Raw genomic sequence first — 25,613 nt, forward strand, 5'->3', positions numbered from 1 at the left:
CGGTAAATACCAGCGCGCGATACCGCACTGCACTCCTACCCCAAAATACCACTTCTCTCTCAGTTCGCCTATGGTTTTTGGCGAGAACAAAGCCCGGCAGAGGAGCTACCCCTGACGATTCTGCTGCGTCGCACCCAGCAGGTTCAACACCGGCAACCGGCGTTGTTGGAAACGCAGCCAACGCTCTTCAAGTTCCGCCAGATTTTGCTTTTCCGTCAAAAGGGGTTTCCCGTCTCGGGTTACACGCTGTCCCGCCGCCTGAAGCACCTTCCAGGTGAAGGAAACAGGGGCCGCCCCTGCGGCCAGCCCGTCCAGAAAAAGCAGACTGATCCGGTCCACGGCAACCGCACCACCGGTGACCGGGCAGGCCAGTGCCGTCAACCGGTCGGCATTGTGGGCTTCGGCCATGATCGCACGGTTCAGGCGGTCACACGCGGCTTGACGATCCCCCAGCCCGGATGGCGGCAAAGCGGGACCGATCAGCCCCAATGCGGTCAGCAGGCGCAGAACCGGTGCCATCTCATCCGGCGATTTTTCCAGGGCCGCGGCCAGGGCCACGACTTGCGCCGGACCGGCCTGCAGCGCCGTCAGCACCGCATAGGATAAATCCCAGGGCGGGTCGATCGTGCCGGCGGTCGGCAGGGTCGCGCGGCGGGGCAGATCACGCGGATGGGCGAAGGCGACGAGCCAATCTCCGCCGTCATCCGCCCCCAAGGGGTAAGGATTGCCCCCCTCTCGCTGGAACAGATCGCGGCGGAAGGGCCGGTTGGTGAGGAAATCGCGCAACATTTCCGCGAAATCCGGATCGGCCACCGCCTCCCCACCCACGGCCTGGATAGCGGGAGCCTGGCCCGCCTCTTCCCACCGGTCGGCCGGGCGGGCCTGGGCCGCCATCCGCAGCCCGGCGGGTGCCAGGGCAGCGGCCAGATCGGTGAAATAAACCGGCTCCCAGCTTTCATTGAAATATTCATGGGCCAGATAGGCCGCATCCTTGCCGGCCAGCAGGTCACGCCGGGGGCCGACCGTGGGATTGATGCGGAAATAGCCCGCCCCCTGCCCTTCCAACCGCCCCGCCATATCCAGCGCAGCGCCAATACGGCCAGCCAGATCGCCCTGCCCGCGCCTTGCATGCTCCAGCATCACCCGGCGCAGCGGCAGATATTGCGCCCAGCCGGGCAAGGCATTGTAGCCCAGATAAACAATGCCGCCCGGCTTCAGCCGCCTGTCGATGAAACGGACAATATCCGCCCGCGCCGTCGGCCCCACCCAGGACCAGACACCATGCAGGGCGATAATGTCGAAATCCGGCAGGCTGCCATCATCATAATCGGCAAAGCCCCGGCTGCTGACCTGCAGGTTCGCCAAACCCGCGCGCGCCGCCAGCCCGGCAACATGGGCCACATGATCGGGGTTGAAATCATTGCCCCAGAACTGGGCCTGCGGATTGGCTGCAGCCATCAGCGCCAGGCTGAACCCCTGGCCGAAGCCCAGTTCGCAATAATCGAAGGACGCACCAGGGGCGACCGGCACCGGCCGGCCAGCGTCGGCCAGGGCCGCCATCATCGGCCAGGGCAGCAGCTCGTCATGGAAACCGTGGGTATAGGCGATCTCCGTCACATAGCCGTCGGTCCAACCCTGCATTCCCATTTTCCTCGCGCCATGGTCCAATCGCGTTTTCATGGCATGGAACGGCGATCTCGCCTATAGATCGCCGCCTTATGGGCGGGTATGCGGAAAGGGCGGTCGAATGCGCTATGGCAAGCTGGAGGTGATCTGTGGGCCGATGTTCTCCGGCAAATCCACGGAAATCCTGAAAAAAGCCATCTGGTACACCCATGGCACCGGCTCCCATATCATGCTGCTGAAGCCGGCTTTCGATGTGCGCTATGCCCATGACCGGGTGGTGAACCATGATGGTGTCGGGTTTGACGCCACGCCCATCACCCGCATGCCCCCCGTGCCGGACAGCATCGCCGCCATTTTCATCGACGAGGTGCAGTTCTGCACCGATCCCCATTACCAGGGCGATCTGGTGGAAGATGTGCGCGCCCTGTTGGTGCGCGGCATTGATGTTGCCGTGTCCGGGCTGGATATGGACTGGCGTGGCCGGGCCTTCCCCGTTACCGCCACCCTGGCCGCCATGGCCGATCATGTGCAGAAGCTGCGGGCACGCTGTGCCGTCTGTGGCCATGACGCGCATAAGAGCTTCAAGAAGCTGCGCAACGACCGCACGCTGGAACTGGGACAGGCCGACCTGTACGAGCCGCGCTGTAACCTGCATTGGCACGATCACAGCACCCGCCCCGGCACGGAATTGTCATTGGACCTGTAATCCCAGCGGCCTTTAACCCCGACCCTTCGGGATTAAAGGCTTCGGCGGCATGGGCCGCCGCCGCGCCCGTCGGCGCGGATGCCATCAGTCAAGATGTTTGACCGATGGCATGACAACGGCCCTGCCCAGCCGGCACTGGTGCAGGCCGTCGCTTTGAGCTATGCCTGCCGCCAGAATATCAGCCCAGAATGTTTAGCGTTGAGATTTCACCCATGACCCTCTGCCATTGCAATTCCGGCCGCCCCTTTGACGAGTGCTGCGGTCCTTACCTGTCCGGTGCCGCTGTTCCGCCGACGCCGGAAGCGTTGATGCGGTCGCGCTATTCCGCCTTCGCGACAGCCAACATCTCCTATCTCGGCTCCACCCTGCTGCCCGGCACGCAGGATGATTTCGACGCCGCCCAGGTGACGGAATGGGCACAGAACAGCCAGTGGACCGGCCTGGACGTACGTTCCACCGGCCCCGGCAGCGATGAGAACGAAGCGTTTGTCGAGTTCGTCGCCAAGTTCGTCATGGATGGCAAGGAACTGATGCACCATGAAACCGGTCGCTTCCAGAAGCAGGATGGCCGCTGGTGGTATGTGGATGGCATCATGGGCCAGCGTCCGCGCACCGTGGTGAAGATCGGCCGCAACGATCCGTGCCTGTGCGGTTCCGGCAAAAAATACAAGAAGTGCTGCGGCGCCTAACAGCCCACAGCGGGGTGGCTTGTCACCGATAGGCCACCCCTATCGACCCGATCAGATCATTCGATTTCCCTCTTGATGCCAAGGCTGCCAGGATGGCGGCACTTCAGGTTTTGGATGGGAGATCGACCATGCAGCGCAAAGCGGCGGAAAAGGTTTTTCAAGCCCTGCGGCACTATGGGGCCGGGCTTGTCGCAGATGGTGAGCGTCTGGTCATTGAAGGACACGCACCGGCAGATATCTTAATGCAGGCACACCGCCACCGCCGTGCCCTGCTGGCGATGGTACGCAAGAACGCCTGACGAGAAACCCTGAAGGATAGCCGTGCTGCAAGCCCCCGTTTCCACCACCTCGCCCCTGCCCGCTGGCCATCCGCCTGTCAAGGTGCCGCGCGTCGGCGTGCTGCTGATCAATCTCGGCACCCCGGACGGCACCGATTACAGCTCCATGCGGCGCTATCTGTCGGAATTCCTGTCCGACCGCCGGGTGGTGGAAGTGCCGCCCCTGATCTGGCAGCCGATCCTGCAGGGCATCATCCTGACCTTCCGGCCCAAGAAAAGCGGCCATGCCTATGCCGGCATCTGGAACCGGGAGCTGGATGAAAGCCCGTTGAAGACCCATACGCGCGAACAGGCCCGCCTGCTGGCCGCTGCGATGGGGGAGCGGCATGGGGAAAAGGTGGTGGTGGAATGGGGCATGCGTTATGGCAACCCGTCCACGGCCTCGGCGCTGGAAAAGCTGACGGCGGCGGGGTGTGAGCGCATCCTGCTTTTCCCGCTCTACCCGCAATATAGCGCCACCACCACGGCGACCGCCTGCGACCAGGCCTTCCGGACGCTGATGACAATGCGCCGTCAGCCGGCCCTGCGCACAGTGCCGACATATCACGATGATCCGGATTATATCGCCGCCCTGGCCAACAGCGTGCGCACCCATCTGGCCGGGCTGGACTGGACGCCGGACCTGCTGATCACCAGCTTCCATGGACTGCCCAAATCCTATCTGGAAAAGGGCGACCCCTATCACTGCTATTGCCTGAAGACCGCGCGCCTGTTGCGCGAAGCCCTGGGCATGCCACCGGACAAGCTGCGCCACGCCTTCCAGTCCCGCTTTGGCCGGACAGAATGGCTGCAGCCCTATCTGGAACCGATGATCAAGGCCCTGCCCGGCCAGGGCGTGAAGAATATCGCCATCATGGCACCTGCCTTCGTCAGCGATTGCGTGGAGACGCTGGAGGAGGTCAACCAGGGGATACGGGAGACCTTCCTTACCGCTGGGGGGCAGAATTTCACCTATATCCCGTGCCTGAACAGCAGTGCCGGCCATATTGACCTGCTGGTCAAGCTGACGGAACGGGAAGCCGCCGGCTGGCTGTAAAGGCCAATGGCGATGCCGGCCCGGATCAGGCCGGCATCGCCCCGACGAACTGCTTGATCAACTGCGCCACCGCCTCCCCATGCCCTTCCAGACCGAAGGCTGGCGTCTCCCGGCATTCTCCCTTCGCGGCCTTTGCCAAGGCGCGGCGCGTATCGTCGCCCAGCGGATCTGACGCGCCGATCAAGCCCAGCACGGGGCAGGTGATCAAGCCGATCCGGTCCAGAATCGGGTATTTGAAGGCGGCGTGATAGGACCAGGGATAGGTCTCCGGCGCCTTCAGCACATCCAGCACCATCTCATGCAGCCGCTGCGGATGCGGCAGCCCCAGCGGACGGCGATGGGCGGCATCGCGCTTATACCAGGGGAAGAAAGCGTATTGGTCGCGGCAGAACATGAAAGCGCGGATCAGATAATCCCCATCCAGCGTCGGCGTATGGGGCGGGGCGTAATGGGCCATGTAATCGGCCTGTTGCTCCGGCGAGAAGGCAGCAACCCCATCCAGCACAACGCTGGAAACCCGTCCCGGTGCCAGGATCGCCGTTTCCGCCGCAATGGCCGCCCCGGTATGGGAGCCGTAAAGATGCGACGTCGCAACATCCAGACCATCCATCAGGGCCACGATGTTGGCCGCATAATCAGCCATGTCGGGGCGGCGCCCATCGGACAGGATCGGGGCATCGCTGTCGCCATTGCCGGGCGTGTCCGGGGCGATAACGTCAAACCGGTCGGCCAGACCGGCAATCAACGGCTCCAACTGTTTGGAACTGGCGGGCGAGGCGTGGAACAGCAGGATCGGCTCTCCCTGCCCGGCCCGGCGATAATGGATCTGCCCATGTGGCCCATCGGTAAAACCGCGCCGGATACGGATATTCATGCTCATGCCCCTTCTCCCATTGCTTCAGCCACCACACAGACGGGGCAATCCTCCGCCTCTTCATCCGCTACGCCGGCAACCATGCGCGCCACCAGATCGGGACGGCCCGGCCGTGCAGTGATCCTCTCCCCACCCTGCCACGGCCCCACCTTCTGGGCCGCCAGTACGGCACTGGCCAGCGGGTTGATCACGGGGATCGGGGCACGGGCGGCAAGGGTTGCCGCCAGAGGCGACATGCAGGTGCAGCCCAGCAGCACCGCTTCCGCCCCCTGCCCCGCCATGGCAATGATCGCCTCCCCCACAGCGTCGATAATCGCGGCAGCCCCATCGCGGACCTGCGCCAGATACCCGTCCGGCCCGGCCAGACGGTCCAAGGCGGCTTCGGCGCCGACATTGCGGATGCCGATGCAGGCCGCTTCATGCCCATAGGCACGCAGCAGACCGGCGGGGATGAAATTCATGGATTCCGGCCAGACCGTGACGATGCCAAAGCGCCGCCCGCCGGCGGCGGCTTCCGCCATGCCCACTTCACCAGGCCCGAAAACCGGCAGAGCCACGGCAGCACGGATGGCGGCAAGGCCATAATCGCCCAAACTATCAATCACCAGCGCATCACAGCCGGTACGGGTCGCCGCCAATCCGGCCTCCAGATGGCCAACCTGCTGCAGCGCCTGTTCCAGCGGGCTGAAAGGAAAGGCCGGCACACGGGATGGGAAGGGCTGTAATTGCACGCCTAGTTCCAGCAAAGGGGCCAGTTCCCCTGCCGGCCCCCCAGGGCGGAAGGGATCGCGCACAGCGCCCAGCAAGCCGATTTTCATCTCCGCCCCCAAAATGATTTATAGCTATATCTTTATATTTTATTACCAGCCCCTTTCTGTCAACCGGTTCCACGCCCTATCCCTGTGCGCCCCCGCGCTGAATTGCAGCCCGCGTAACAGCCGCCTATATCAAATGGCATGAGTAGCGGATGGACGAAGCCGCTATAGGTTCGGTTAACAAACTTTTTTGAGGCCGGCCGCATGAGCAGCGATATCACCCTGGATGAAACCGGGTCATTGCCCCTGACACCGGAGATGTTGACCCACCTGCGGGTAAAGCCGGGGCAAAAGGTGAAGGTCACCTTGCTGGAGGATGGGCGCATTCTGCTGGCTGGCGCGGTGGAAGCACCGGGCGCGCAACTCTTGCGCGGCATATTGGGCCGAAAGCTCGATACATAAAAAAAGCCCATGGCCGGGTGACCATGGGCTTTTCAGGCTTCTCTCGTGAAGGCAATCAGGGGCGGTGACGCCCCTGAACCGGAACCCGGGCTAAAAGGGGCTCCGGGCGGGTGATGATGAAGGTGGCAACCCCCGCCATCACCAGCATCGCCGGCGCACCGATCCAGGGCAGGGACAGGGTGACCGGCACCAGCGCCGCCGCCCCCAGGCTGATCCCTCCCAACGCGGCAAACTTACCCCGCCGGGTAATGGCCCCCTGTTCCAGAAACAGACGGATCGGCGCCCCGAACCGGGGATGATCCAGCAGCAGCCGGGCCCGATGGTCACCGGCCCGCATCAGGCAGACAACCGCCAGGATCAGGAAGATGGTTGTCGGCATCACCGGCAGGATCGCGCCAATAATACCCAACATTACGAACAGGGCGGCCCCCGCCCGATAAAACCAGCGCTTCATGATCTTCCTGCCTTTCCGGCTGTTGCGACGTCGCAAGCGAAGGGCTGAGCGGGGCAGGGGATGCCCGCCCCGCTCACATTACCGTCTTACTCCGCAGCGGCCACCGCGGTGTATGTCACCCCGAGGGCCGCCGCGACGCCCGCCGCATAATCCGGGTGAACCAGGGCGAAATGGGCCAACTGGCGCTGAACGATAAAGTCCGGCACGCCCTGCATCGCGGCGGCAATATTCTTGAACAGGCGCTGCTTATGCGCATCGTCAAACAGGTTGAACAGGGCGCGGGGCTGGCTGTAATCGTCATTGCCTTCCCGGTGGTTATAGCGGGCGGCATCCCCCGTGATGCGCAGCGGCGGTTCCGCCACACTCGGGTCCTGCGTCGGGCCGCCAAAGCTGTTCGGCTCGTAATAGACGTTCGGGTTGCCGGTATCATTCTGGAAGAAGCGCATCGCTCCGTCCTTGTGATAATGATGCATCGGGCATTTCGGCGCGTTGACGGGCAGGGCCTCGTAATGGGTGCCCAGGCGATAGCGATGCGCATCGGCATAGGCGAAGATGCGGGCCTGCAGCATCTTGTCCGGGCTGAAGCCGATACCGGGGACGATGTTGGACGGGCTGAAGGCCGCCTGCTCGATCTCAGCGAAGTAATTGTCCGCGTTGCGGTTCAGCTCCACCGTGCCAACCTCGATCAAAGGGTAATCCGCGTGCGGCCATACTTTGGTCAGGTCGAACGGGTTATAGGCGGTCTTGTCGGCATCCAGTTCCGGCATGATCTGAACCATCAGGGTCCAGCGCGGGAAATCGCCGTGCTCAATGGCGCCGAACAGATCCTCCTGATAGCTTTCGCGGGTTTTGGCGATGACGGACTCTGATTCCGCATTCGTCATCGTCTTGTGGCCCTGCTGGGTCTTGAAGTGGAACTTCACCCAGAAGCGCTCACCCTGATCATTCCAGAAGCTGTAGGTGTGGCTGCCATAGCCATTCATGAAGCGCGGGCTGACGGGGATGCCGCGATCACTGAACAGCGTCGTGATCTGATGCAGGCTTTCCGGCGACAAAGACCAGAAATCCCACATCGCCGTGCCGCTGCGCAGGTTGGTGCGGGGGTGACGCTTCTGTGTCCGGATGAAATCGGGGAACTTCAGCGGGTCGCGGATGAAGAAGACCGGCGTGTTGTTGCCGACCACATCCCAATTGCCTTCCTCCGTATAGAACTTGACGGCGAAGCCGCGCACATCGCGCTCGGCATCGGCAGCACCCAGTTCACCGGCAACGGTAGAGAAGCGGATCAGCAGATCGGTCTTCTTGCCCACCTCGGCAAACAGCTTGGCGCGGGTATAGCGGGAAATATCGTTGGTGACGGTCAGGGTGCCGAAAGCGCCCCAACCCTTGGCATGCACGACACGCTCAGGAATACGCTCCCGGTTCTGATGGGCCAGCTTCTCGATAAGCTGATAATCCTGGAGCAGAACGGGCCCGCGGGGGCCAGCGGTCAGGCTGTTCTGGTTATCGGGGATGGGGGCGCCGGCGGTCGTCGTCATGCGGGTCATGGGGGTCTCCCTGGTCTTGCAGGCTGGAATTTCGGGGAGCGGTGCGGGGTGCGCCGCTCGATAGCCAGACATTATGCCCGCGATCACCCCTGGTAAAATTGAATGATCTGATCATATTCATAGGCAGCCCCTATGTATGATCCCGCACCAAAGGCTGCCCCGTCCGATGAATTTGCGTGATTTGCGCTATCTGATCGCCGTCGCCGATCACCTTCATTTCGGCAATGCCGCAGAGGCTTGCCATGTCAGCCAGCCGACATTGAGCGGACAAATCCGCAAGCTGGAGGAGATGCTGGGCACCACCCTGTTCGAGCGGACGAACAAATCCGTGCAGATGACACCAGCGGCAGAACAAATTGTGCCGCTGGCCCGCGCCGCTGTGGCCCAGGCCGATGCCATCGTCCGGCTGGCACAGGGATGGCGGGACCCGCTGGCCGGTTCCTTACGCCTTGGGGTCATCCCGACGCTGGGGCCTTATCTGATGCCGCGCATTCTGAACCCTTTGCGCCAACGCTGCCCCGCGCTGGATCTGGTGCTGTGGGAGGATGTGACCGACCAGTTGCTGTCGCGTCTGCGCCGGCATGAACTGGATGTGGCGTTGATTGCCACAGTGCCGGATGGGGATGATATCGACACGTTCCTGCTGTTTGAGGAACCATTCCTGATGGTCCTGCCGGAACAGCATGCGCTGGCTCAGGAGACGGCGATCAGCGATGGCCAACTGGCCAAGGCGGATGTGCTGGTATTGGCGGACGGGCATTGCCTGCGGGACCAGACATTGTCTGTCTGCCATCAGCAATCCGACCCCAGGGCCGATTTCCGCGCCACCAGTCTGGAGATGCTCTTGAATATGGTCGCGGCCGGCTATGGCTGCACCCTGGCGCCGGCCTTGGCCGTGGCGGGCAGGGCGCCTGTGCCGGGAACCATCGTGCGGCCGCTGGCGCCGGGTCTGGCTGGTCGTACCGTGCGGCTGGCCTTCCGCAACACCTTCCCACGCCGCCAGTTGGTGGAGGTGATGGCCAGCGTGGTCAGCGGCCTGAAATTGCCGTAAGGGAAGGGTAACCGGCACCGGGTTGCCCAGGTGCCGGTTCGCTTCATTTCAGCGCCCGCATCGCCTCTGCGATGGCGGCGGCTTCGGCCCCATGCCCGAAGACACGGACAAACTGTCCCTGCCGGTCGAACAGATAGATGAAGGCCGAATGGTCCATCAGATAGTCACTGGACCCGGCCTCCTCCGCGGAGACCTTCTTGTAATAGGCGCGATAGACCTTGGCAGCGGCGGCCACCTGTTCCGGCGTGCCGGTCAGGCCCCGGATATGGGGGTGGAACAGGCTGACATAGCCCGCCAGTTGCGCTTGGGTATCACGCTCCGGATCAACAGTGATGAACAGGCCCTGCGCTTCGGGCAGGTCGTCCTGCACCAGATCCAGGGTCTCGCCGATCACCTGCAGGTCGGTCGGGCAGATATCGGGACAGAAACTATAGCCGAAATACACCAGACTGACCTGGCCTTGCAGGGCGGCTTCCGTCACTGGGGCGCCGGTATGGTCGGTCAGGGTGAAGGGGCCGCCAATGTCGGCGCGTCCGCTGCCGCCATCGGCCGTGCTGCTGCCGGGACGCATCTGTTCCGTCAACAGCACAGTGCCTGCCAGCAGGGCCAAAGCCGCCGCCAGGGCAGCGATACCCAACAGGAAAGGACGTTTCATACCGTCCCCCGATCAGTGGCTGTGACCATGACCATGGCCGGAATGGTCATCACCACCGGGACGCACACCGGCACCTTTGACCGGAACGGCAACAACCACATCGCCTGCCTTCTCAAAACGCAGGGTCAGCGGGACGGTATCGCCTTCCTTTAACTGCTGCTTCAGGCCGATCAGCATGATGTGCAGCCCGCCCGGCTTCAAAGCCGTGGGTGTGCCGGCAACCACAGGAATGGCATCCACCGCGCGCATGCGGGCGATCCCGTCTTCCATGATGTGGTTATGCAGTTCCACCTTCTCCGCCACCGGGCTGGCGACGGACAGCAGCTTATCCTCACCGCTGGCGATGGAGAGCGTCAGGAAAGCTGCACCCGCCTTGGCCGAGGGCGCAGTGGCGCGGGCAAACGGCTCGCTGACTGAGACGCCATCGGCGGCATGGGCCATGCCCATCATCATCAGGCTGGCAAGGGAAGCGAAAGCCAGATGCTTGGCGAAGAACTTCATGGCGATTGATCCTTATCTCTTTTCATTCATGGTCGTTAACGCAGCAAGGGGTACGTCACCGCCAGCGGAGGCCCCCTGGCCGGGGGCAACCTCAACGCCGCCGGGGCGACCAGAAGAGGGGCCCACAGCACTTGCGCGACCAGAATAAAAAGGGAATGCGGCGTGGGAATGCCGGTCCCGTCCAACGGCACCAGCGCGGATGCTGGTGCAAAAAGACAGGCTTCACCACCATGGCTGAACGCCAGCTTGGCCGGCAGCGGCTTGCCAAGGCGGGCGCCGCAGAAGCCAAAAGACAGCCATCCATCGCGATCAACCGATGGCACCGGCATATAGCCGACAGGGATGGCCGCACGTACCCATAGGGCCAGCAGCAGCAACGCTGCAACCGTCCTGATCGTCCGTGTGCCTGTTGCCGTCGCCGCTTTCATCCCCTTGCGATGCCATGGCAGGGGCAGCCTGTCCACCCCCCTGTTGTCGCAGGTCTCTATCAGTGCAGATGACGGGCAGGGCGTGACTCAGGGACATGATCGGAGAGGAGCAGATAGCCAGCCCGTGACAACAGGCAAGCCAGCCCTTCCATGGCTGGGGCGGCGATCTCGGCCGCCATGGGCGACAGCCAGGAGGCCAGCAGCGGCTCCGCCGCAAAGCCATCCCCCTGCTGTAAATGGCAAAGCGCCTGCAGCAGCAGCGCCTCATCATCGGTAATGGTGCTGCAGGCCGGGCAACCAAAGCAAGGGGTTCGCCGGGAGGCGCGAAGGAATATCCGCATCAGTGCATCGATGCTGGCCGCTGCATCGACCACACCCGCCGACTGATAGACATCCCGCATCAACAGGGCCGGGCACCGACCATTCCGGGCGCAGGTTGCCCAATACCGCAAGCCCCACAGCGCCAGCCGGGCTGACGGCGTCAATGCCACGAATGGCATGTCGGGGGCAATTGCAGTGCGGGTGCGGCGGAAGGGAGCCGACATCTCCATCGTCATGTCCTCGGAATAAGATCAACCGGAAGCCCGAAAGCACCTTACAGATAATGATAATCGTTCGCAACTAAGTCGATGCTCATAACGTTGAGAGCGCATCACCCATGGAACCCCGACCTGTCCTGCGGGGTTCATCTTACATCGCCTGGAGCCGCCGGTCGCGGCACCGCCCGCACCGCCGACGGCCCTTGCCACAGCCGGAAAGGATGCAGCGATGGAATCGCCATTGCAGATCGTCTTCAAGGACATGGACAGTTCCCCCTATCTGGAGGAGTTGATCCGCAGCCGTGTGGAACGGCTGGAACGGTTCCATGGGTCGATCATCAGTTGCCGCGTGGTCGTGCATATACCCCACCGCAGCGCAGAGAGCGGCAAACTGCCCCTGGCTCTGTCAGTGGAGGTGAATATCCCGAACCACAATACCATCGTGGCCAAGGACAGCGAGGAGCGGCACGACGCCAAAATGGACCACACGCTGGTGGTCAACCGGGTGTTCGAAGCGATACAGCGACAGCTTGAGCAGGCGTCCCGCATTGAGAAGGGCATCGTGAAGCACCACGAATCAGCGCCCGATACCGGTCGCGTCGTCCGGCTTTTCCCCGATCAGGATTACGGATTCGTGGAGATGGTCGGCGGTACCGACCTCTATTTCAGTCGGGCCGTGGTTGGGGATAACCAGTTTGACCGGTTGGAAGTGGGTGCCCTGGTGCAGGTCACACCAGCCCGGGAAGAAGGGCCGATGGGGCCACAGGCATCTGTCGTCCGCTTGCATGAAGCATCCCGCGCTGCAAGCTGATTCAATCCTTACTGCTTGGGGCAAAGGGGGCGGAAGCGAGGGCTTCGGCCCCCTTCTTGTAAGGAATTACGACGATTCCCATCCCCCCACACTGTAAGGATAGCCCCCTACCGGGGGCGCTTTCATATCTGCTGCTGTGTTTTCAGGAGCTTAACAGCGGCGTAGATGCCTCCTTCTCCCCCAAGGGGTAAGGGAATCGGGCGCCACGCCCCCCACCCGTAAGGGTGGCCGCTTTCCTTACCGTTTGGGGGCGGCGCTGGCTGCATCGATCACCCGCCCTTTTCCTTACATCTGGGGGCGCGGAAGAAGGCAGAAAGACTGGACCCCGCTTTATGTCTCAAGTCTTTGATGAGCCCGGCTTTCAGCAAAACCCTTACCTGCTGGGGGAATCCTTACGCCGTGGGGGACTGAGTTCTCAGCCTGGGCTTCTAACCGCTCCCCCAAACCGTAAGGATATGAAAAGCCAGCCCGAATCCGGACAAAGCCCCCAACAGGTAAGGAATCCTGTTTTACGAGTCGCAACTCCCCGTTTCGGCGCTTTCCAGGGCTGCAATGAGGGCCGGGAAGGACATAAATCTCACAAAACAAGGTCGGTTTATTTGTTCAGGATTCTTGTAAAAGATTCAGGGAAGCCAAGAGCCGCAGAAATGCTGGGGTTTTCGCGGATATTCCTTACGGGCCGGGGGCTGCTATCCCTACATGACGGGGGCAGTTCCCCTACGCCCCAGGGCGTAAGTCTTTCCCCCACCCGGTAAGCATGCACAGACAGTCCTTTCCTTACTTGCAATCCGGGTAAGGATGGACATAGTTTGGACCATCGATCCAGGGGAGAGCCATGCCACCATCACGCCGCAAGACCGCCGCCGCCCCGGCGCAAAAGGGCGCGGTCCTTGATGACGACGTGGGCGGCAACCCGATCGTGGCGGCCGCCATGCAATCCATCGTCCCTTATACCCCGTCTCTGGCGGAAACGGGTGTGGTGATCGATCTGGAGGCCAGCACGGGCATTGGCGACAATCTGCCAGCCCTGGATCAGATGGGGCATACGGCGCGGGTTGCCGCCGCGACGTTTGAACGCGACGGCTACAAGCATCTGATCAAGGCGGCAGAGGCGGTTTATTCCTACCCCGCCAATGGGTCACGCCTGTCCCTGCCAGCGCAGAAGATGCTGAATTTCATGATCCATCTGGCCGGCAGCCAGAACTTTGCCAACAAGCTCTATCGCCTGCCCAAGAAGGTGGTGCGCGGCAATCACAAGGGCAATGAGCGGATCTTTGATGCGCTGAAAGAGATTTATGAGAGCAGTCTGGTTGTCATCGGTCCTTTCCGCGGACGCCGCAGCCGTGCGGAACTGCGCATCCTGTCCTCCTATGTCCGGCCCGAGGATGAGGTGGAGATCGACAGCGCGGATATCCATTTCCAGTTCACTGATGCGTTCCTGGAGCTGCAGCGCTCCTCCCAGCTCTGGGCCCGCCTGTCCGGGCCGGCGATGGTCAAGGTCACCAGCACCTATGCGCTGAAGCTCTATGAAATCGGCATGCAGCGCTATCAGATGGATCATCCGTCCCTGACGCTGGATATCGAGACACTGCGCAAGCTGCTGAATGTGCCGGAGGGGGCTTACAAGGATTTCGGTATCCTGCGTACCCGCACCATCGACCGCGCCATGGCGGAGGTGAACCAGCTTGCCCCGTTCCGCGTGGAAATGCCGGAGGAGAAGTTCAAGCGCCGCGGCCGCAAGATTGAAGAGGTGACCCTGGATTTCCACGCCAAGGAAGAGGAAGAGGCAGCCGAAACCTTCCTGGAGCGTGAACGCCATAGTGTAGGCCGCCGGGCACGACGCCTGACGGTGGTGGAGAATGTGGACGTGCCCGCCCCGGCGGCCAGCCTACCGCCGCCTCTGCCTGATGCTGATGATGCGGAAGCGCTCTGGGCTGCTGCCCGCCATGCGCTGAGCCAGCGCAACCTGCCAACGCCGCTGCTGCGTGATCTGGAGGTGGTGGGGATCGAGGAAACGCCCAGGGGCGCCCGTCGCCTGATCCTGCGGGCAGGGCATGCCGCAACCGCCGATACGGCCCATCGCAGCCACGAAGCGACGGTACGGCTCGTTCTCTCCACCCTGACCTCCGGCAGCATCACAGAAGTGGAGTTCCAGTCACCCCGGGCCCGACGCAAAGCCTGAGCGGCATTGACCAGCTGTACTGGCACGTGAAAAAGGCCACCGGATAACCGGCGGCCTTTTTTATCGTTAAGGGAGTCTCGCCCCCAAGCAGTAAGGATCGCTTTGCGATGTCGCAATCAGCTATCTAGCAGCTTGTTGATCCGGTCCCTCAGCGTTTTCAAACACTGAAGCTCCTCGTCGGCTAGCCGACCGGACCGACGCGCCAGCCCGTCCAGCGACCGTCCCAATTTGGTCGCCGCCTGCAACACCGGGCTGGCAGCGGCCTTGGTGGGGGCCGGTTTACGGACCGCGCGTAGTTCCTTGATCGTGGCGCCGGCCTTTATCCTTTCCCACAGGGCCAGCCGGTCGGCCGCCGCATCGGTGTCCACCAGCAAGAACAGGTGGCTTTTGGTCACCCGGTCGCGCAGGTCGGCATATTCGGTCAGCACCCGGTCGGGCAAGGCGCGCAGGGCCAGCAGGCGGGACACTTCCGACTTGGACAGGCCGACAATGGCGGCCAACTGCTCCTGCGCATAATTGTGCCGCTCCCCCAGCCGGGCCAGGGCCTGGGCGGTTTCCACCGCATCCAGGTCACGACGCTGGAGGTTTTCGACCAGGGCCACTTCCTCGATATCGCCCTTGGTGACGACGGCGAAGATGGTGGCTTTCCCCAACAGGCCATGGGCGCGCCAGCGCCGCTCACCAGCCGCGATCAGATAGCCGCCTTCTGCCCGGCGGCGGACCAGGATGGGCTGCAACAGACCATTATGGCGGATGCTGTCCGCCAGCTCCTGCAGGGCGACGGCATCGAAATGGCGGCGGGGCTGGTCCGGGTTGGGGTGGACCTGATCCAGATCCAGTTCCACCAGTTCCGGAAAATCGACTGAGGTGCCGAACAGCTTGTTCAAACCGCTATCGCGCGGGACCAGGGGCGTGGCCGGGGCCAGGGCCGGGTTGCTGCGGGCGAGCTTACGCGACATCGGCTTCCTCCGTCAGGTCGGCCTGGAGCAGGGACTGCGCCACCTCGCGGAAGGGGGCGACGATGCTGGGGTCGGGGGCGACATCCACGGTTGGCTGTGCCGCCGCGACCGATTGCGGGAAGATGGTGGAACGGGGCACGGCGGAGAAGATGCGCAGTGACCCGCCAAACCGCTCCGTCAGATCGGCCAGGGTGGCCCGGTCCTGGGTGTGGCGGGCGGTGAACATGGTGGGCAGGATGCCAATGATGGCCAGATCGGGATTGCCGCGCCGGCGCACCTTGGCAATGGTGTCCAGCAGCAGCGGCACACCCATCATGGCCAGCATTTCCGTCTGCACCGGGATCAGCACGCCGGTGGCGGCGGCCAGGGCATTCAATGTCATCATGCCCAGATGCGGCGGGCAATCCAGCAGGATGTAATCATAGGCGCGGGCGACAGAGGCCAGCCTTTCCCGCAGCACCAGCGTGCCCATCGGCTCTGCCATCAACTCCGTCTCCGCCGCGGAGAGCAGGATGGTGGAGGGCAGCAGATGGAAACGGCCGTCGCATACCGGCACCACGGCATTGGTAACCGGCTGGTCCTTCAGCATGACATGATAGGTCGTGCGCCCGGCATCGGAGGCTTCGGCCTGGGAAATACCCAGATGCACGGTGGCGCTGGCCTGGGGGTCGGCATCCACCAGCAACACGCGCTGGCCCAGGGCGGCCAGGGCGGCGGCGATATTCACGGCGGCACTGGTCTTGCCCACACCGCCTTTCTGGTTGGATATCGCAATGATGGTGGCGCGGTCGCGCTGGCGCATTGCCGGCGATCCGACCAGATCCGCCACCGCCTGGGGGATCTTTTCCGTGCCGCCCTCCCACCTGGAAACGCGGCCCTTGTCGTAGCGACGACCCAACTTGGCATTCAGCCATTCGGCAAAGGCCTGTTGCGTGTCGCCCCGCGCCTCCCGCGCCGCGCGCAAAGCCGGCCCGTTCATGGGATTCTCCCCGCTGCTGATCTCGATAAACCCCACCATAGGACGGGGTTGACAATACGTCAACAAAGACAGTTGTTTAGTGTCAACAGGGGTAGATGTTAGTGATACGAAGGGCGCGCGCACTATATAAGACCATGCCCGATCAGGAAGGGCGGCGCGAGGTGGAGGAATGATGCAACAGGCAATGTCCTTGGAGCAGGTGGTGGGCGCCATGGCTCCGGCAGCGGCCGGTGGCTGGACTGCGACCATACCGTCCAACTGGATGCAGGGGCGTACCGGGTATGGCGGTTTGACAGCCGCCCTGGCTTTGGAAGCAGCGTTGCGGACTGTTCCTGATCTGCCGCCGCTGCGGTCGGCGCAGATCGGCTTTGTGGGGCCCTTGGCCGGTGACATCCGGGTGGAGGCCCGTGTCCTGCGACAAGGCCGCAATGCCACCTTCGTGCAGGCGGACATTCTGTCCCATGAAGGGGCTGTTGGCCTGCATGCCCTGTTCGTCTTCATGAAGACCCAGCCCTCATCGGTTGATTTCAGCGGGCCCCCGCTGGTGCCAGGCTTGGCACCCGGTGTTGAACCCCTGGTGGCCCCGGTGGAGCCCCCGGCTTTCACGGGCAATTTCGATTATTTTCTGGCCCAGCCGGGCCGTCCTGCCAGCAGGGAAGCGGATTTGCTTTTCTGGATACGTCTGCGGGAGCAGACGGCGGCGCTCGACCCTTACGTGGTTCTGCTGGCCACAGGAGACGCTCTGCCGCCGGCATCGCTGCTGTTGGCGACACGACCGGGGCCGGCAAGCTCCATCAACTGGACCCTGAATTTCGCTCCGGAACCGCCGGTGACGGAGGATGGCTGGTGGCTGTTGCGCTCCACCGCCCATTATGCCCGCCTGGGGGGCAGCAGCCAGTCCATGGGCATCTGGAACAGCAAAGGCGTCCAGGTGGCGTCCGCGATGCAAAGCGTGGCTTTATTCTGCTGACGAACGGGTAGGGGAGGGGACATGGCACGGGAGCCAGCGCCAGGGCGCGATCAGTACCGCCATTTCACGGCGCTGGAGACGCGATGGATGGACAATGACCTTTATGGTCATGTCAATAACGTCACCTACTATTCCTATTTCGATACGGCGGTGAATGGCTATCTCATCGCCAATGGGGTGCTGGACATCCATGCCGGGCCGGTGATCGGCCTGGTGGTGGAAACGGGATGCCGCTATTTCGCCCCGGTCGCGTTCCCGGATCGGCTGGAGGTGGGGATCGCCGTCAGCCGCATCGGCACCAGCAGTGTCCATTATACTGTTGGCATTTTCCGCCAGGGGGAAGGGCAGGCGGCGGCAGCCGGCCATTTCACCCATGTCTATGTGGATCGGGTGACGCGACGGCCCACCGACTTGCCGCCGCCCTTCCGGGCCGTGCTGGAGCGTTTACTCCGCGATCCCCCATAGGGCGGGTGAGGTCACATTGCGACACAGATCCGGTCGCGGCATTGGATGACGACGAAGACTTCCTTGCCATCAGCCGCTTTCTGGCCGGTGCAGGTGACCTTGTAAACCGTTTCGGCCATCCGCCCGGTGACCTGCTTCAGCACGTCCAGTTTGCCGGGCTGGCAGTTGGCATTGCGCGCTGCTTCCTTCGCCTCGGCCTGCTGAGCCGCTGCGGGCAAGGCGGCGGCCAGTGACAGGGCGATGGTAAAGAACAGGGGCAGGGCAGGGCGCATGGTCGACCTTGGGTACAGGAATTCTGCATACCCTAGAGCAGATCGCGGAAAAGCGGAATCGCTTTGGAGCGTGAATCTGCTCGCTGAACAAGGGCTTAGAGCCGTGTGCGTTTCCGATTAAACGCACACGGCTCTAGACGATCGGTCCGTCAGGCGGAACCCCCGGCACCCTGGCCTTTGGCTCAGCCTATCCGCGATGCCCGGCAATTTCGGCTTCCATCGCCTTTTCCCTTTCCCGAAGGTCTGGGCTCATCGCGTCGCCGAAATCCTCCAGGGTGAAGATGCGACGGATTTCGATCTCCGCCCGTTGGCCGGTCGGGTTCGGGCAGCGCTTGACCCAGCGGACCGCTTCTTCCAGCGATGGTGTCTCAAATATCCAGAAGCCGGCAATGAGTGTTCCCGGTGCAGCGGCAAAAGGCCCCGCCACCAATTCGCGGGAAGCGCCGTCGAACAGCACCTTCACCCCGGCGGATGTCGGGTGCAGCCCTTCGCCGCCCAGCAGCACGCCAGCCTGCACCAGGGCCTCATTATAGGCGGTCATCTCCGTCAGCAGCTTTTCGTCCGGCATGATGCCGGCTTCTGTTTCTGCGGTGGCCTTCAACAGGATCATGAATTTCATTGCCGGTTTCCTTGTCGCGTCCAGGCCGACTTTTGTCGGGTCGCCTGGAAGACGAAGGGGGACGCGGCGGGCCGACATGGCCACCAGAAATTCCGGCAAAGAAAAACCCCGCCGGCGGACCGGCGGGGTTCTCCTGAACATCGGCTGCGAGGATCGGCCCCGTTGCCGGGGCCGGCCACATCAGACGCTGTAGTACATCTTGTATTCGATCGGGTGCGGCGAGGTTTCGAACGCCAGCACTTCTTCCATCTTTAGATCGATGAAAGCGTCGATCATGTCGTCGGTGAACACGTCACCCTTCTTCAGGAACTCACGGTCGGCCGACAGGCTTTCCAGCGCTTCGCGCAGGCTGCGGCAGACGGTCGGGATTTCCTTCAGCTCTTCCGGCGGCAGATCATACAGGTTCTTGTCCATCGCCTCGCCCGGATGGATCTTGTTCTGGATACCATCCAGACCGGCCATCAGCATGGCGGCGAAAGCCAGGTACGGGTTTGCACCCGGATCGGGGAAGCGGACCTCGACGCGCTTGCCCTTCGGGCTGGACACGTGCGGGATACGGCAGGAAGCGGAACGGTTGCGGCTGGAGTAAGCCAGCAGCACCGGAGCCTCATAACCCGGAACCAGACGCTTGTAGCTGTTGGTCAGCGGGTTGGTGAAGGCGTTCAGCGCACGGGCGTGCTTGATGATGCCGCCGATATAGAACAGGGCGGTTTCCGACAGGTCGGCATAGCCATTGCCGGCGAACAGCGGCTTGCCGTCCTTCCAGATGGACTGGTGGCAGTGCATGCCCGACCCATTGTCACCGAACACCGGCTTCGGCATGAAGGTTGCCGTCTTGCCGTACTGGTGGGCAACATTGTGCACGACATACTTAAACAACTGCATGCCGTCGGCCATCTTGACCAGCGTGCCGAACTTCACGCCCAGCTCATGCTGGGAAGCAGCCACTTCGTGGTGGTGCTTTTCGACTTCCACGCCCATCTCGCCCAGAACGGTCAGCATCTCGGCGCGCAGATCCTGGGCGCTGTCGACCGGACCAACCGGGAAGTAGCCGCCCTTGACGCCCGGACGGTGGCCCATATTGCCGCCTTCATAGGACTTGGCGGAATTGTACGGGCCTTCCTCGCTGTCGAACTCGTACATCACCTTGTTCATCGAGACTTCGAACTTGACGTCGTCGAACACGAAGAACTCGGCTTCCGGGCCGAAATAGGCGACATCGCCGATACCGGCAGAGGCCATGTACTTTTCAGCGGCCTTGGCGATGGAACGCGGGTCGCGCTTGTAGGGCAGGCCGGTCGACGGCTCCAGCACGTCGCACAGTACGGTCAGCAGCGGCTGGGCCGAGAACGGGTCCATGACGGCGGTCGACAGGTCGGGCATGAGGGTCATGTCCGACTCGTTGATGGCCTTCCAGCCAGCGATGGACGACCCGTCGAACATCACGCCGTCGGTCAGCAGATCCTCGTCCACCGTGGACAGGTGCTGGGAAACGTGATGGACCTTCCCCTTGATATCGGTGAAGCGGAAATCGACATACTTGACGTCGTTTTCCTTGATCAGGTCGAAGAACTTGGCCAAATCAGACATAGCCTCTGCTTCCGTGGTTTGAGGTTTGTCGCTGTGATGCGAGACGGTGGGTCGTATCGCGCCCGATGAAGGGCGTTACCCCAACCCCCGCCGCTTTGGAAGATAATTTTCTAAAGCCCATGACCGATGCGCAGATATGTGCGCAGGGGCCGCAGGCGGGTGCCCTTAAATGGCGTCGGAGCCCCGTTCACCGGTACGGATGCGGATCACTTCCTCCACCGGGGTGACGAAGATTTTGCCGTCGCCGATACGGCCCGTATGGGCAGCCTGCTGGATCGCCTCAATCGCGCGGTCGACCAGGGTGTCGTCCATCACGATCTCGATCTTCACCTTCGGCAGGAAATCGACGACATATTCCGCGCCACGATAAAGCTCGGTATGGCCCTTCTGGCGACCGAAACCCTTGGCTTCGGTTACGGTGATGCCTTTGATACCGACTTCGTGGAGGGCTTCCTTCACCTCGTCCAGCTTGAAGGGCTTGATGATGGCTTCGATTTTCTTCATCTCAGTCCCGGAGCTCCAAATTTCGGCGCCAGCCCGACCGGTAAGGCCGAACCAGCGCAATAATGCCTGTAAGCACGCCCCATGCCAGTTCCAAAGAGCCTGCGTTCAAGGGCTCTACAGCCGGTGCAAAAGTTCAATTGATCAAAAAACAGGCAAATTGTAGGTCGTTTTTTAATCAGTGACGGTGATTTTTGTGCATTAACCATGCTAAACGCCCGGCTCATGGGCGTTTGGTGCCCGTTATTTCGCCGTTAAGGCTGTCAGGAAAAAAAGATAAAAAAGACAAAACCAGCGCTTGACGCATCAGGGCCACCTGGGGCATATAGCGGCTCCCGGCGGCGGTGGTAGCTCAGTTGGTAGAGCTCTCGGTTGTGGTCCGAGTGGTCGCGGGTTCGAGTCCCGTCCATCGCCCCAGGTTTTCCTGCTTAGGAATATAAGTTGTTTTGCCCGACACGGCGACCAGGAAATCCTGGTTTCGCCGTTTTGTCGTTTATGGGCCCCTGTTGGCCTTTACCCCATGCTTTCAATTGTCCGTTCCTGTGGAACTGGCCTATTCCTGTCATGGATGGAAGGGGGGCAGTCCTATGGCGTTGCTGACCGTTGCGCAGAGCTATGCCGCTGATCGCGCGGCGATGATGGCGGGTATCGACGGCACCGTTCTGATGGCGCGTGCCGGTGCTGCGGTAGCAGAAGCCGCCCGCCAGATGGCAAAGGCAGCGGGCGACGGGTCGATCCTGGTCCTCTGCGGTCCTGGCAATAATGGTGGCGACGGATTCGTCGCTGCGCGCCTGCTGGCTGAACAGGGTTGGTCAGTTCGGGTTGGATTGCTGGGCAAGCGGGAAGAATTGCGCGGCGATGCCGCCTGGGCCGCCGCCGCTTGGACCGGCCCTGTGCTGCAGGCCCATCCCGACCTGATTGCAGATGACATCCTTATTATAGATGCCTTGTTCGGTGCTGGGTTGAACCGTGACCTAGCGGGAACGGCGCTGGACCTGGTCAACGCCATGGCCGCGTCGGGGCGGCTCATTCTGGCAGTCGATATACCCTCTGGGGTGAATGGCGATGACGGGACCGTCCGGGGCGCTGCTGCTCCCGCTACCCGGACCATCAGTTTCGTCCGGCGTAAGCCCGGCCATCTGCTGCTGCCGGGCCGTGCCTTGTGCGGCCGGGTTGATATCGCCGATATCGGCATTCCGGAATCACTGGTGGCTGGTCTTGGCCTGACACATTGGGCCAATGGTCCGGAAGTATGGCAGCATCTTTTCCCCTGGCCGCGCCTGGATGGACACAAATATGGGCGCGGACATTTATTAATGCTGGGGGGCGCGCACATGACGGGTGCGGGCCGCTTGGCCGCACGCTCCGCTTTGCGCATTGGGGCCGGGCTTGTGACCCTGGCCTGTGAGCCGGCGGCCAGCCTTGTCTATAGCCTGGCACTCGCCAGCTTGATTGTCATCCCGGTTGAAACCGGGTCCGATTTCCGGAACCTGCTGAGCGATCCGCGTCGCAATGCGCTGCTGCTGGGGCCTGGGGCGGGAACGGAGGGTTCCGCGGCTGACATCTTGAGAGAATCGACCCTTGCCGCGTTGGCGGCAGGGCGACGGGGCGTGCTGGATGCAGACATATTCTCTGTCTTTGCTGGAAGGCTTGAGACGCTATGCGATGCGGGTCTGTCCACAGACTGGGTTTTGACCCCGCATGAAGGGGAATTCCGACGCCTCTTCGGCGACCTGCCGGGGGGACGGCTTGCCCGCGCCCAGGCAGCGGCGCGTCAGGCCGGAGCGGTATTGCTGCTGAAAGGGCCAGATACGGTGATTGCCCATCCGGACGGACGGGTGGTCATTAATGAGAATGCTCCCCCTGATCTGGCGACCGCGGGCAGCGGAGATGTGCTATCGGGGCTGATCGCCGGTCTTCTGGCCCAGGGAATGCCGACCTTTGAAGCGGCTGCTGCGGCGGCCTGGATTCATGGCGAGTCGGGGCATAGGGCCGGGCCGGGGCTGATTGCCGACGATCTGCCAGAGCAGATCCCGGCCATTTTGCGACAACTGAAAAGTGCCACCCTTTCATGAGGCTAAAGGCGCCCGTTTGACGCCTTATCCTGCCATTCCCGCGTGTGACAAGGGTGGGTGTTGCATTTAAGAAACTGAATTTCTTTTCTTTTTGGTGGTTGTTCCGGTGACGGAAAAAGCTGGAAAAGCATTCAGTCCCGAAGGATCGGCCCCCGAATCCGGATGGGACGAAAACTACATAAAATTGAAGCTAAACCATTGGTAATAAGAAAGTAAAAGAATCGGGCCCCCCGCATTGCAGAGCCCTATATGAATATATTAACCTTTCGTTATCGCAGCCTATCCCTTCCGGCGGGGGTGGCGCGACGTGGCGGGAAGCACGATAGAGGGGGGCGAGTACGATGAGTGTGTCGTTGTTCAGGCGTTCCAAACCGATGACAGCGCCGGTTCCTGGTGATGTTTATCAGCGGAACATCTTCCATTCTGTCGAAACGGCCCGTGTCGTTGCGGTAACGGAAGATGGGTTTCCTGTGCCCCACGTCCGCTACATCGCCCGCAACGACATGATTGATGGTCCCTCTCGCGGGCGTCATGAAACCGCGCGGGGTGACCTGCGTACATTGACCGTGGAGAGCTTTACCCGCCTGTTCGGGCTTCCGGTCCCAAACTGACACGCAGCAAGCCTTGTTCCGCTAACGGAATGATTGGCGATCATACTGGGATGACATCGCCGCAGCGCCAATGGTGCTGCGGCGATGCGCTTTTGCGTGGCTGTTGGAAAAGCGTAATCCACACCTGCATGAACCATCCACCGGCAGCGGCCGGCTATACCGGGCCGCAGGGTTGCGAATTCGCGGCGCCATAGGTGTCGCCACATGCGATATCGCGCTTGGCGCGGCTGATATCCCTTGCTATACGGTGCGCTCCCGCGGGCGGCCCCTGGTCTTCCCGTTGGGCGGGCGTGGCGGAATGGTAGACGCGCCGGATTTAGGTTCCGGTGTCGAAAGACGTGGGGGTTCAAGTCCCTTCGCCCGCACCATTTGAGTTTTTGGTTTTGACCCGCAACCCACCGCGGCGTCCCGGTTCGCCGGGAAAGGTCGCGGGAGCGTCGGTCCGGTCCATCGGGCAGGCGCGCACAGCAAGAAGACAGGCATTTCGTCCCATGCAGATCACCGAGACCAGCGCTGAAGGCCTCCGCCGCGACTTCAAGGTCGTCCTCACGGCCCAGGATATCGAATCGCGGGTGCAGACCCGGCTGACCGAGGTCGGCAAGACCGTGAAGATGCCGGGCTTCCGTCCGGGCAAGGTCCCGATGCCGATCCTGAAGCAGCGCTATGGCCAGTCGGTCATGGGCGAAGTGCTGGAAGCCGCTGTCAATGACGCGGCCCAGCAGGTGGTTGCGGACAATAACCTGCGCCCGGCCCTGCAGCCGAAGGTCGAGGTTGAGAGCTTCGACGCCGGCGCCGATCTGGCCCTGAAGATCAGCGTCGAACTGCTGCCCGAATTCGAGCCGGCCGACCTGTCCGGCGTCGAGATCGAGAAGCCGGTTGCCGCTGTGAGCGATGAAGCCGTTTCCGAGAGCCTGGGCCGCCTGTCCAAGGGGCGCCGCACCACCGAGAAGGTGGAAGAGGATCGCGCCGCTGTGTCCGGCGACATCCTGCTGATCGACTTCGACGGTTCTGTCGACGGCGAGAAGCGTCCCGGCATGAAGGGCGAAGGCCATGAGCTGGAGCTGGGCTCCAACTCCTTCATCCCCGGCTTCGAGGACCAGCTGGTCGGCACCAAGGCCGGCAGCGACGTGACCGTGAAGGTTACCTTCCCGACCGAGTATCATGCCGCCGAGCTGGCCGGTAAGGATGCCGTGTTCGAGGTGAAGGTCCATGAAATCCGCGCCGCCAAGGATGCGGAGCTGAACGACGATCTGGCCAAGAGCTTCGGTTTCGACGATCTGGAAGCCCTGAAGACGGCCCTGACCGAGCGTATCGGCGAAGAATATGCCACCACGTCCCGTCTGCGCGCCAAGCGCGCCCTGCTGGACAAGCTGGCTGAGCTGCATGATTTCGAGGTGCCGGCCGGCATGGTCGATATCGAATTCGAGCAGATCTGGAAGCGCCTGCAGGACGAGCTGGCCCGTGATGGCGCTGCTGAGGAAGACAAGGACAAGGATGAAGAGGCCCTGAAGGCCGAGTATCGCGACATCGCGGTGCGTCGCGTCCGCCTGGGTCTGCTGCTGTCCGAAATCGGTCGCCGCAACAATGTGACCGTCAGCCGTGAAGAGCTGAACAAGGCCATGATCGACGAGGTTCGTCGTTATCCGGGCCAGGAACAGCAGGTCTTCGACTTCTTCCGTAAGAACCCGCAGGCGGTCGAAAGCCTCCGCGCGCCGATTTACGAAGACAAGGTTGTCGACTTCATCCTCGGAAGCGTTAAGGTGAACGAGGTCACCGTGTCGGTCGAAGACCTGATGCGTGACCCCGATGAAGAGGAAGAGGGCGTGGCGGCCGCCTGATCGGCTTCCCCCCCTTTGATTTGAGACGTGGGAGCCTATATCTGGCTCCCACGGTCTCGTGAAGGAACAAGGCAGGAATC

General features: G+C 62.3%; 28 protein-coding genes and 2 tRNA genes. 15 read left to right on the top strand and 15 right to left on the bottom strand.

Translation table 11 applies throughout. The annotated features are described in order from the left end of the window. Positions 1-105: 105 nt before the first annotated feature. Positions 106-1,641, bottom strand: a complete 1,536-nt coding sequence (locus G473_RS0109540; protein ID WP_029012916.1) for a class I SAM-dependent methyltransferase — start codon at positions 1,639-1,641, stop codon at positions 106-108. A 106-nt stretch (positions 1,642-1,747) separates the two neighbouring features. Here G473_RS0109540 and G473_RS26080 point away from each other — a divergent pair, with 106 nt between their 5' ends. The 4 genes from G473_RS26080 (at position 1,748) to hemH (ending at position 4,395) form a co-directional block, all read left to right on the top strand. Continuing rightward, positions 1,748-2,332, top strand: a complete 585-nt coding sequence (locus tag G473_RS26080; protein ID WP_051330091.1) for a thymidine kinase — start codon at positions 1,748-1,750, stop codon at positions 2,330-2,332. Between the two features lie 212 nt (positions 2,333-2,544). Further along, entirely contained in the window at positions 2,545-3,021 is a 477-nt protein-coding gene (locus G473_RS0109550; protein ID WP_029012917.1) for a YchJ family protein, read from the top strand. Between the two features lie 92 nt (positions 3,022-3,113). Continuing rightward, positions 3,114-3,320, top strand: coding sequence for a hypothetical protein (locus G473_RS30280; RefSeq protein ID WP_154667338.1), 207 nt, complete (start codon positions 3,114-3,116; stop codon positions 3,318-3,320). A gap of 22 nt (positions 3,321-3,342) precedes the next feature. Then, positions 3,343-4,395, top strand: a complete 1,053-nt coding sequence (gene hemH, locus G473_RS0109560; RefSeq protein ID WP_245580028.1) for a ferrochelatase — start codon at positions 3,343-3,345, stop codon at positions 4,393-4,395. A 25-nt stretch (positions 4,396-4,420) separates the two neighbouring features. Here hemH and G473_RS26085 read toward each other — a convergent pair whose 3' ends face one another. After that, a complete protein-coding gene (locus tag G473_RS26085; protein ID WP_051330092.1) occupies positions 4,421-5,275 on the bottom strand; it encodes an alpha/beta fold hydrolase in 855 nt (284 codons plus the stop codon). Beyond that, positions 5,272-6,087 carry an aspartate/glutamate racemase family protein gene (locus tag G473_RS0109570; protein WP_029012919.1) on the bottom strand — a complete coding sequence of 272 codons (816 nt, stop codon included), beginning with the start codon at positions 6,085-6,087 and terminating at the stop codon, positions 5,272-5,274. Before G473_RS0109570 ends, G473_RS26085 begins: the two co-directional genes overlap by 4 nt. A 201-nt stretch (positions 6,088-6,288) precedes the next feature. Here G473_RS0109570 and G473_RS26090 point away from each other — a divergent pair, with 201 nt between their 5' ends. Next, positions 6,289-6,486 carry a hypothetical protein gene (locus tag G473_RS26090; RefSeq protein ID WP_035706430.1) on the top strand — a complete coding sequence of 66 codons (198 nt, stop codon included), beginning with the start codon at positions 6,289-6,291 and terminating at the stop codon, positions 6,484-6,486. A gap of 55 nt (positions 6,487-6,541) precedes the next feature. On the opposite strand, the gene G473_RS29165 is transcribed toward G473_RS26090, so the two are convergent. Beyond that, positions 6,542-6,940 (bottom strand): YbaN family protein, encoded by a 399-nt coding sequence (locus G473_RS29165; RefSeq protein WP_051330093.1) that lies wholly within the window; start codon positions 6,938-6,940, stop codon positions 6,542-6,544. Between the two features lie 86 nt (positions 6,941-7,026). Then, the gene (locus tag G473_RS0109585; RefSeq protein ID WP_029012920.1) at positions 7,027-8,487 is read right to left on the bottom strand and encodes a catalase; all 1,461 of its coding nucleotides are present in this window, start codon (positions 8,485-8,487) and stop codon (positions 7,027-7,029) included. A gap of 166 nt (positions 8,488-8,653) precedes the next feature. Here G473_RS0109585 and G473_RS0109590 point away from each other — a divergent pair, with 166 nt between their 5' ends. Next, on the top strand, positions 8,654-9,538 hold the full coding sequence (locus G473_RS0109590) for a LysR substrate-binding domain-containing protein (RefSeq protein ID WP_035706436.1): 885 nt from the start codon (positions 8,654-8,656) through the stop codon (positions 9,536-9,538). 43 nt (positions 9,539-9,581) lie between these two features. On the opposite strand, the gene G473_RS0109595 is transcribed toward G473_RS0109590, so the two are convergent. From G473_RS0109595 to G473_RS26100, 4 genes are read right to left on the bottom strand one after another with little or no spacing between them, the layout of a single operon-like run. Continuing rightward, entirely contained in the window at positions 9,582-10,193 is a 612-nt protein-coding gene (locus tag G473_RS0109595; protein WP_029012922.1) for an SCO family protein, read from the bottom strand. 12 nt (positions 10,194-10,205) lie between these two features. Further along, positions 10,206-10,694: a copper chaperone PCu(A)C gene (locus G473_RS0109600; protein WP_029012923.1), complete on the bottom strand. Its 489-nt coding sequence runs from the start codon at positions 10,692-10,694 to the stop codon at positions 10,206-10,208. Positions 10,695-10,729: 35 nt separating this feature from the next. After that, complete coding sequence (locus tag G473_RS0109605) at positions 10,730-11,122, bottom strand: hypothetical protein (RefSeq protein WP_154667340.1); 393 nt, start codon at positions 11,120-11,122, stop codon at positions 10,730-10,732. Between the two features lie 59 nt (positions 11,123-11,181). Continuing rightward, positions 11,182-11,673, bottom strand: coding sequence for a hypothetical protein (locus G473_RS26100; RefSeq protein WP_154667341.1), 492 nt, complete (start codon positions 11,671-11,673; stop codon positions 11,182-11,184). A 217-nt stretch (positions 11,674-11,890) separates the two neighbouring features. Between G473_RS26100 and G473_RS0109615 the strand changes: the two genes are divergently transcribed. Together G473_RS0109615 and G473_RS26105 are read left to right on the top strand one after the other, a co-directional pair. Then, positions 11,891-12,472, top strand: coding sequence for an HPF/RaiA family ribosome-associated protein (locus tag G473_RS0109615; protein WP_029012925.1), 582 nt, complete (start codon positions 11,891-11,893; stop codon positions 12,470-12,472). An 835-nt stretch (positions 12,473-13,307) separates the two neighbouring features. Next, positions 13,308-14,654: a replication initiation protein gene (locus tag G473_RS26105; protein WP_084437858.1), complete on the top strand. Its 1,347-nt coding sequence runs from the start codon at positions 13,308-13,310 to the stop codon at positions 14,652-14,654. A gap of 116 nt (positions 14,655-14,770) precedes the next feature. On the opposite strand, the gene G473_RS0109625 is transcribed toward G473_RS26105, so the two are convergent. Together G473_RS0109625 and G473_RS0109630 are read right to left on the bottom strand one after the other, a co-directional pair. Further along, positions 14,771-15,613, bottom strand: a complete 843-nt coding sequence (locus G473_RS0109625; RefSeq protein WP_051330094.1) for a ParB/RepB/Spo0J family partition protein — start codon at positions 15,611-15,613, stop codon at positions 14,771-14,773. Beyond that, a complete protein-coding gene (locus G473_RS0109630; RefSeq protein ID WP_029012927.1) occupies positions 15,603-16,592 on the bottom strand; it encodes a ParA family protein in 990 nt (329 codons plus the stop codon). The genes G473_RS0109625 and G473_RS0109630 overlap by 11 nt, the downstream gene beginning before the upstream one ends. Before the next feature lie 169 nt (positions 16,593-16,761). Here G473_RS0109630 and G473_RS0109635 point away from each other — a divergent pair, with 169 nt between their 5' ends. Both G473_RS0109635 and G473_RS0109640 read left to right on the top strand, forming a co-directional pair. After that, positions 16,762-17,562, top strand: coding sequence for an acyl-CoA thioesterase (locus G473_RS0109635; RefSeq protein ID WP_210163273.1), 801 nt, complete (start codon positions 16,762-16,764; stop codon positions 17,560-17,562). Between the two features lie 21 nt (positions 17,563-17,583). Further along, positions 17,584-18,027 carry an acyl-CoA thioesterase gene (locus tag G473_RS0109640; protein WP_029012929.1) on the top strand — a complete coding sequence of 148 codons (444 nt, stop codon included), beginning with the start codon at positions 17,584-17,586 and terminating at the stop codon, positions 18,025-18,027. Positions 18,028-18,038: 11 nt separating this feature from the next. Here the strand turns inward: G473_RS0109640 and G473_RS0109645 are convergent, their stop codons facing one another. The 4 genes from G473_RS0109645 to G473_RS0109660 all read right to left on the bottom strand — a co-directional run bounded on the left by G473_RS0109645 (position 18,039) and on the right by G473_RS0109660 (position 21,012). Next, positions 18,039-18,299: a hypothetical protein gene (locus G473_RS0109645; RefSeq protein WP_051330095.1), complete on the bottom strand. Its 261-nt coding sequence runs from the start codon at positions 18,297-18,299 to the stop codon at positions 18,039-18,041. A 187-nt stretch (positions 18,300-18,486) separates the two neighbouring features. Further along, positions 18,487-18,918 carry a YciI family protein gene (locus G473_RS0109650; RefSeq protein WP_029012931.1) on the bottom strand — a complete coding sequence of 144 codons (432 nt, stop codon included), beginning with the start codon at positions 18,916-18,918 and terminating at the stop codon, positions 18,487-18,489. A 180-nt stretch (positions 18,919-19,098) separates the two neighbouring features. Next, entirely contained in the window at positions 19,099-20,508 is a 1,410-nt protein-coding gene (glnA, locus tag G473_RS0109655; RefSeq protein WP_029012932.1) for a type I glutamate--ammonia ligase, read from the bottom strand. A gap of 165 nt (positions 20,509-20,673) precedes the next feature. After that, a complete protein-coding gene (locus G473_RS0109660) occupies positions 20,674-21,012 on the bottom strand; it encodes a P-II family nitrogen regulator (RefSeq protein WP_029012933.1) in 339 nt (112 codons plus the stop codon). A gap of 338 nt (positions 21,013-21,350) precedes the next feature. Between G473_RS0109660 and G473_RS0109665 the strand changes: the two genes are divergently transcribed. From G473_RS0109665 to tig, 5 genes are all read left to right on the top strand, one after another. Next, positions 21,351-21,426, top strand: a tRNA-His gene (locus tag G473_RS0109665). A gap of 170 nt (positions 21,427-21,596) precedes the next feature. After that, positions 21,597-23,084, top strand: coding sequence for a bifunctional ADP-dependent NAD(P)H-hydrate dehydratase/NAD(P)H-hydrate epimerase (locus G473_RS0109670; RefSeq protein ID WP_029012934.1), 1,488 nt, complete (start codon positions 21,597-21,599; stop codon positions 23,082-23,084). 341 nt (positions 23,085-23,425) lie between these two features. Then, positions 23,426-23,695: a hypothetical protein gene (locus G473_RS0109675; RefSeq protein WP_154667342.1), complete on the top strand. Its 270-nt coding sequence runs from the start codon at positions 23,426-23,428 to the stop codon at positions 23,693-23,695. A gap of 284 nt (positions 23,696-23,979) precedes the next feature. After that, positions 23,980-24,063 (top strand) — tRNA-Leu (locus G473_RS0109680). 123 nt (positions 24,064-24,186) lie between these two features. Next, positions 24,187-25,533 (top strand): trigger factor, encoded by a 1,347-nt coding sequence (gene tig, locus G473_RS0109685; RefSeq protein ID WP_029012936.1) that lies wholly within the window; start codon positions 24,187-24,189, stop codon positions 25,531-25,533. Positions 25,534-25,613: the final 80 nt, after the last annotated feature.

Source organism: Niveispirillum irakense DSM 11586 (assembly GCF_000429645.1).
GTDB classification, from domain to species: Bacteria; Pseudomonadota; Alphaproteobacteria; order Azospirillales; family Azospirillaceae; genus Niveispirillum; species Niveispirillum irakense.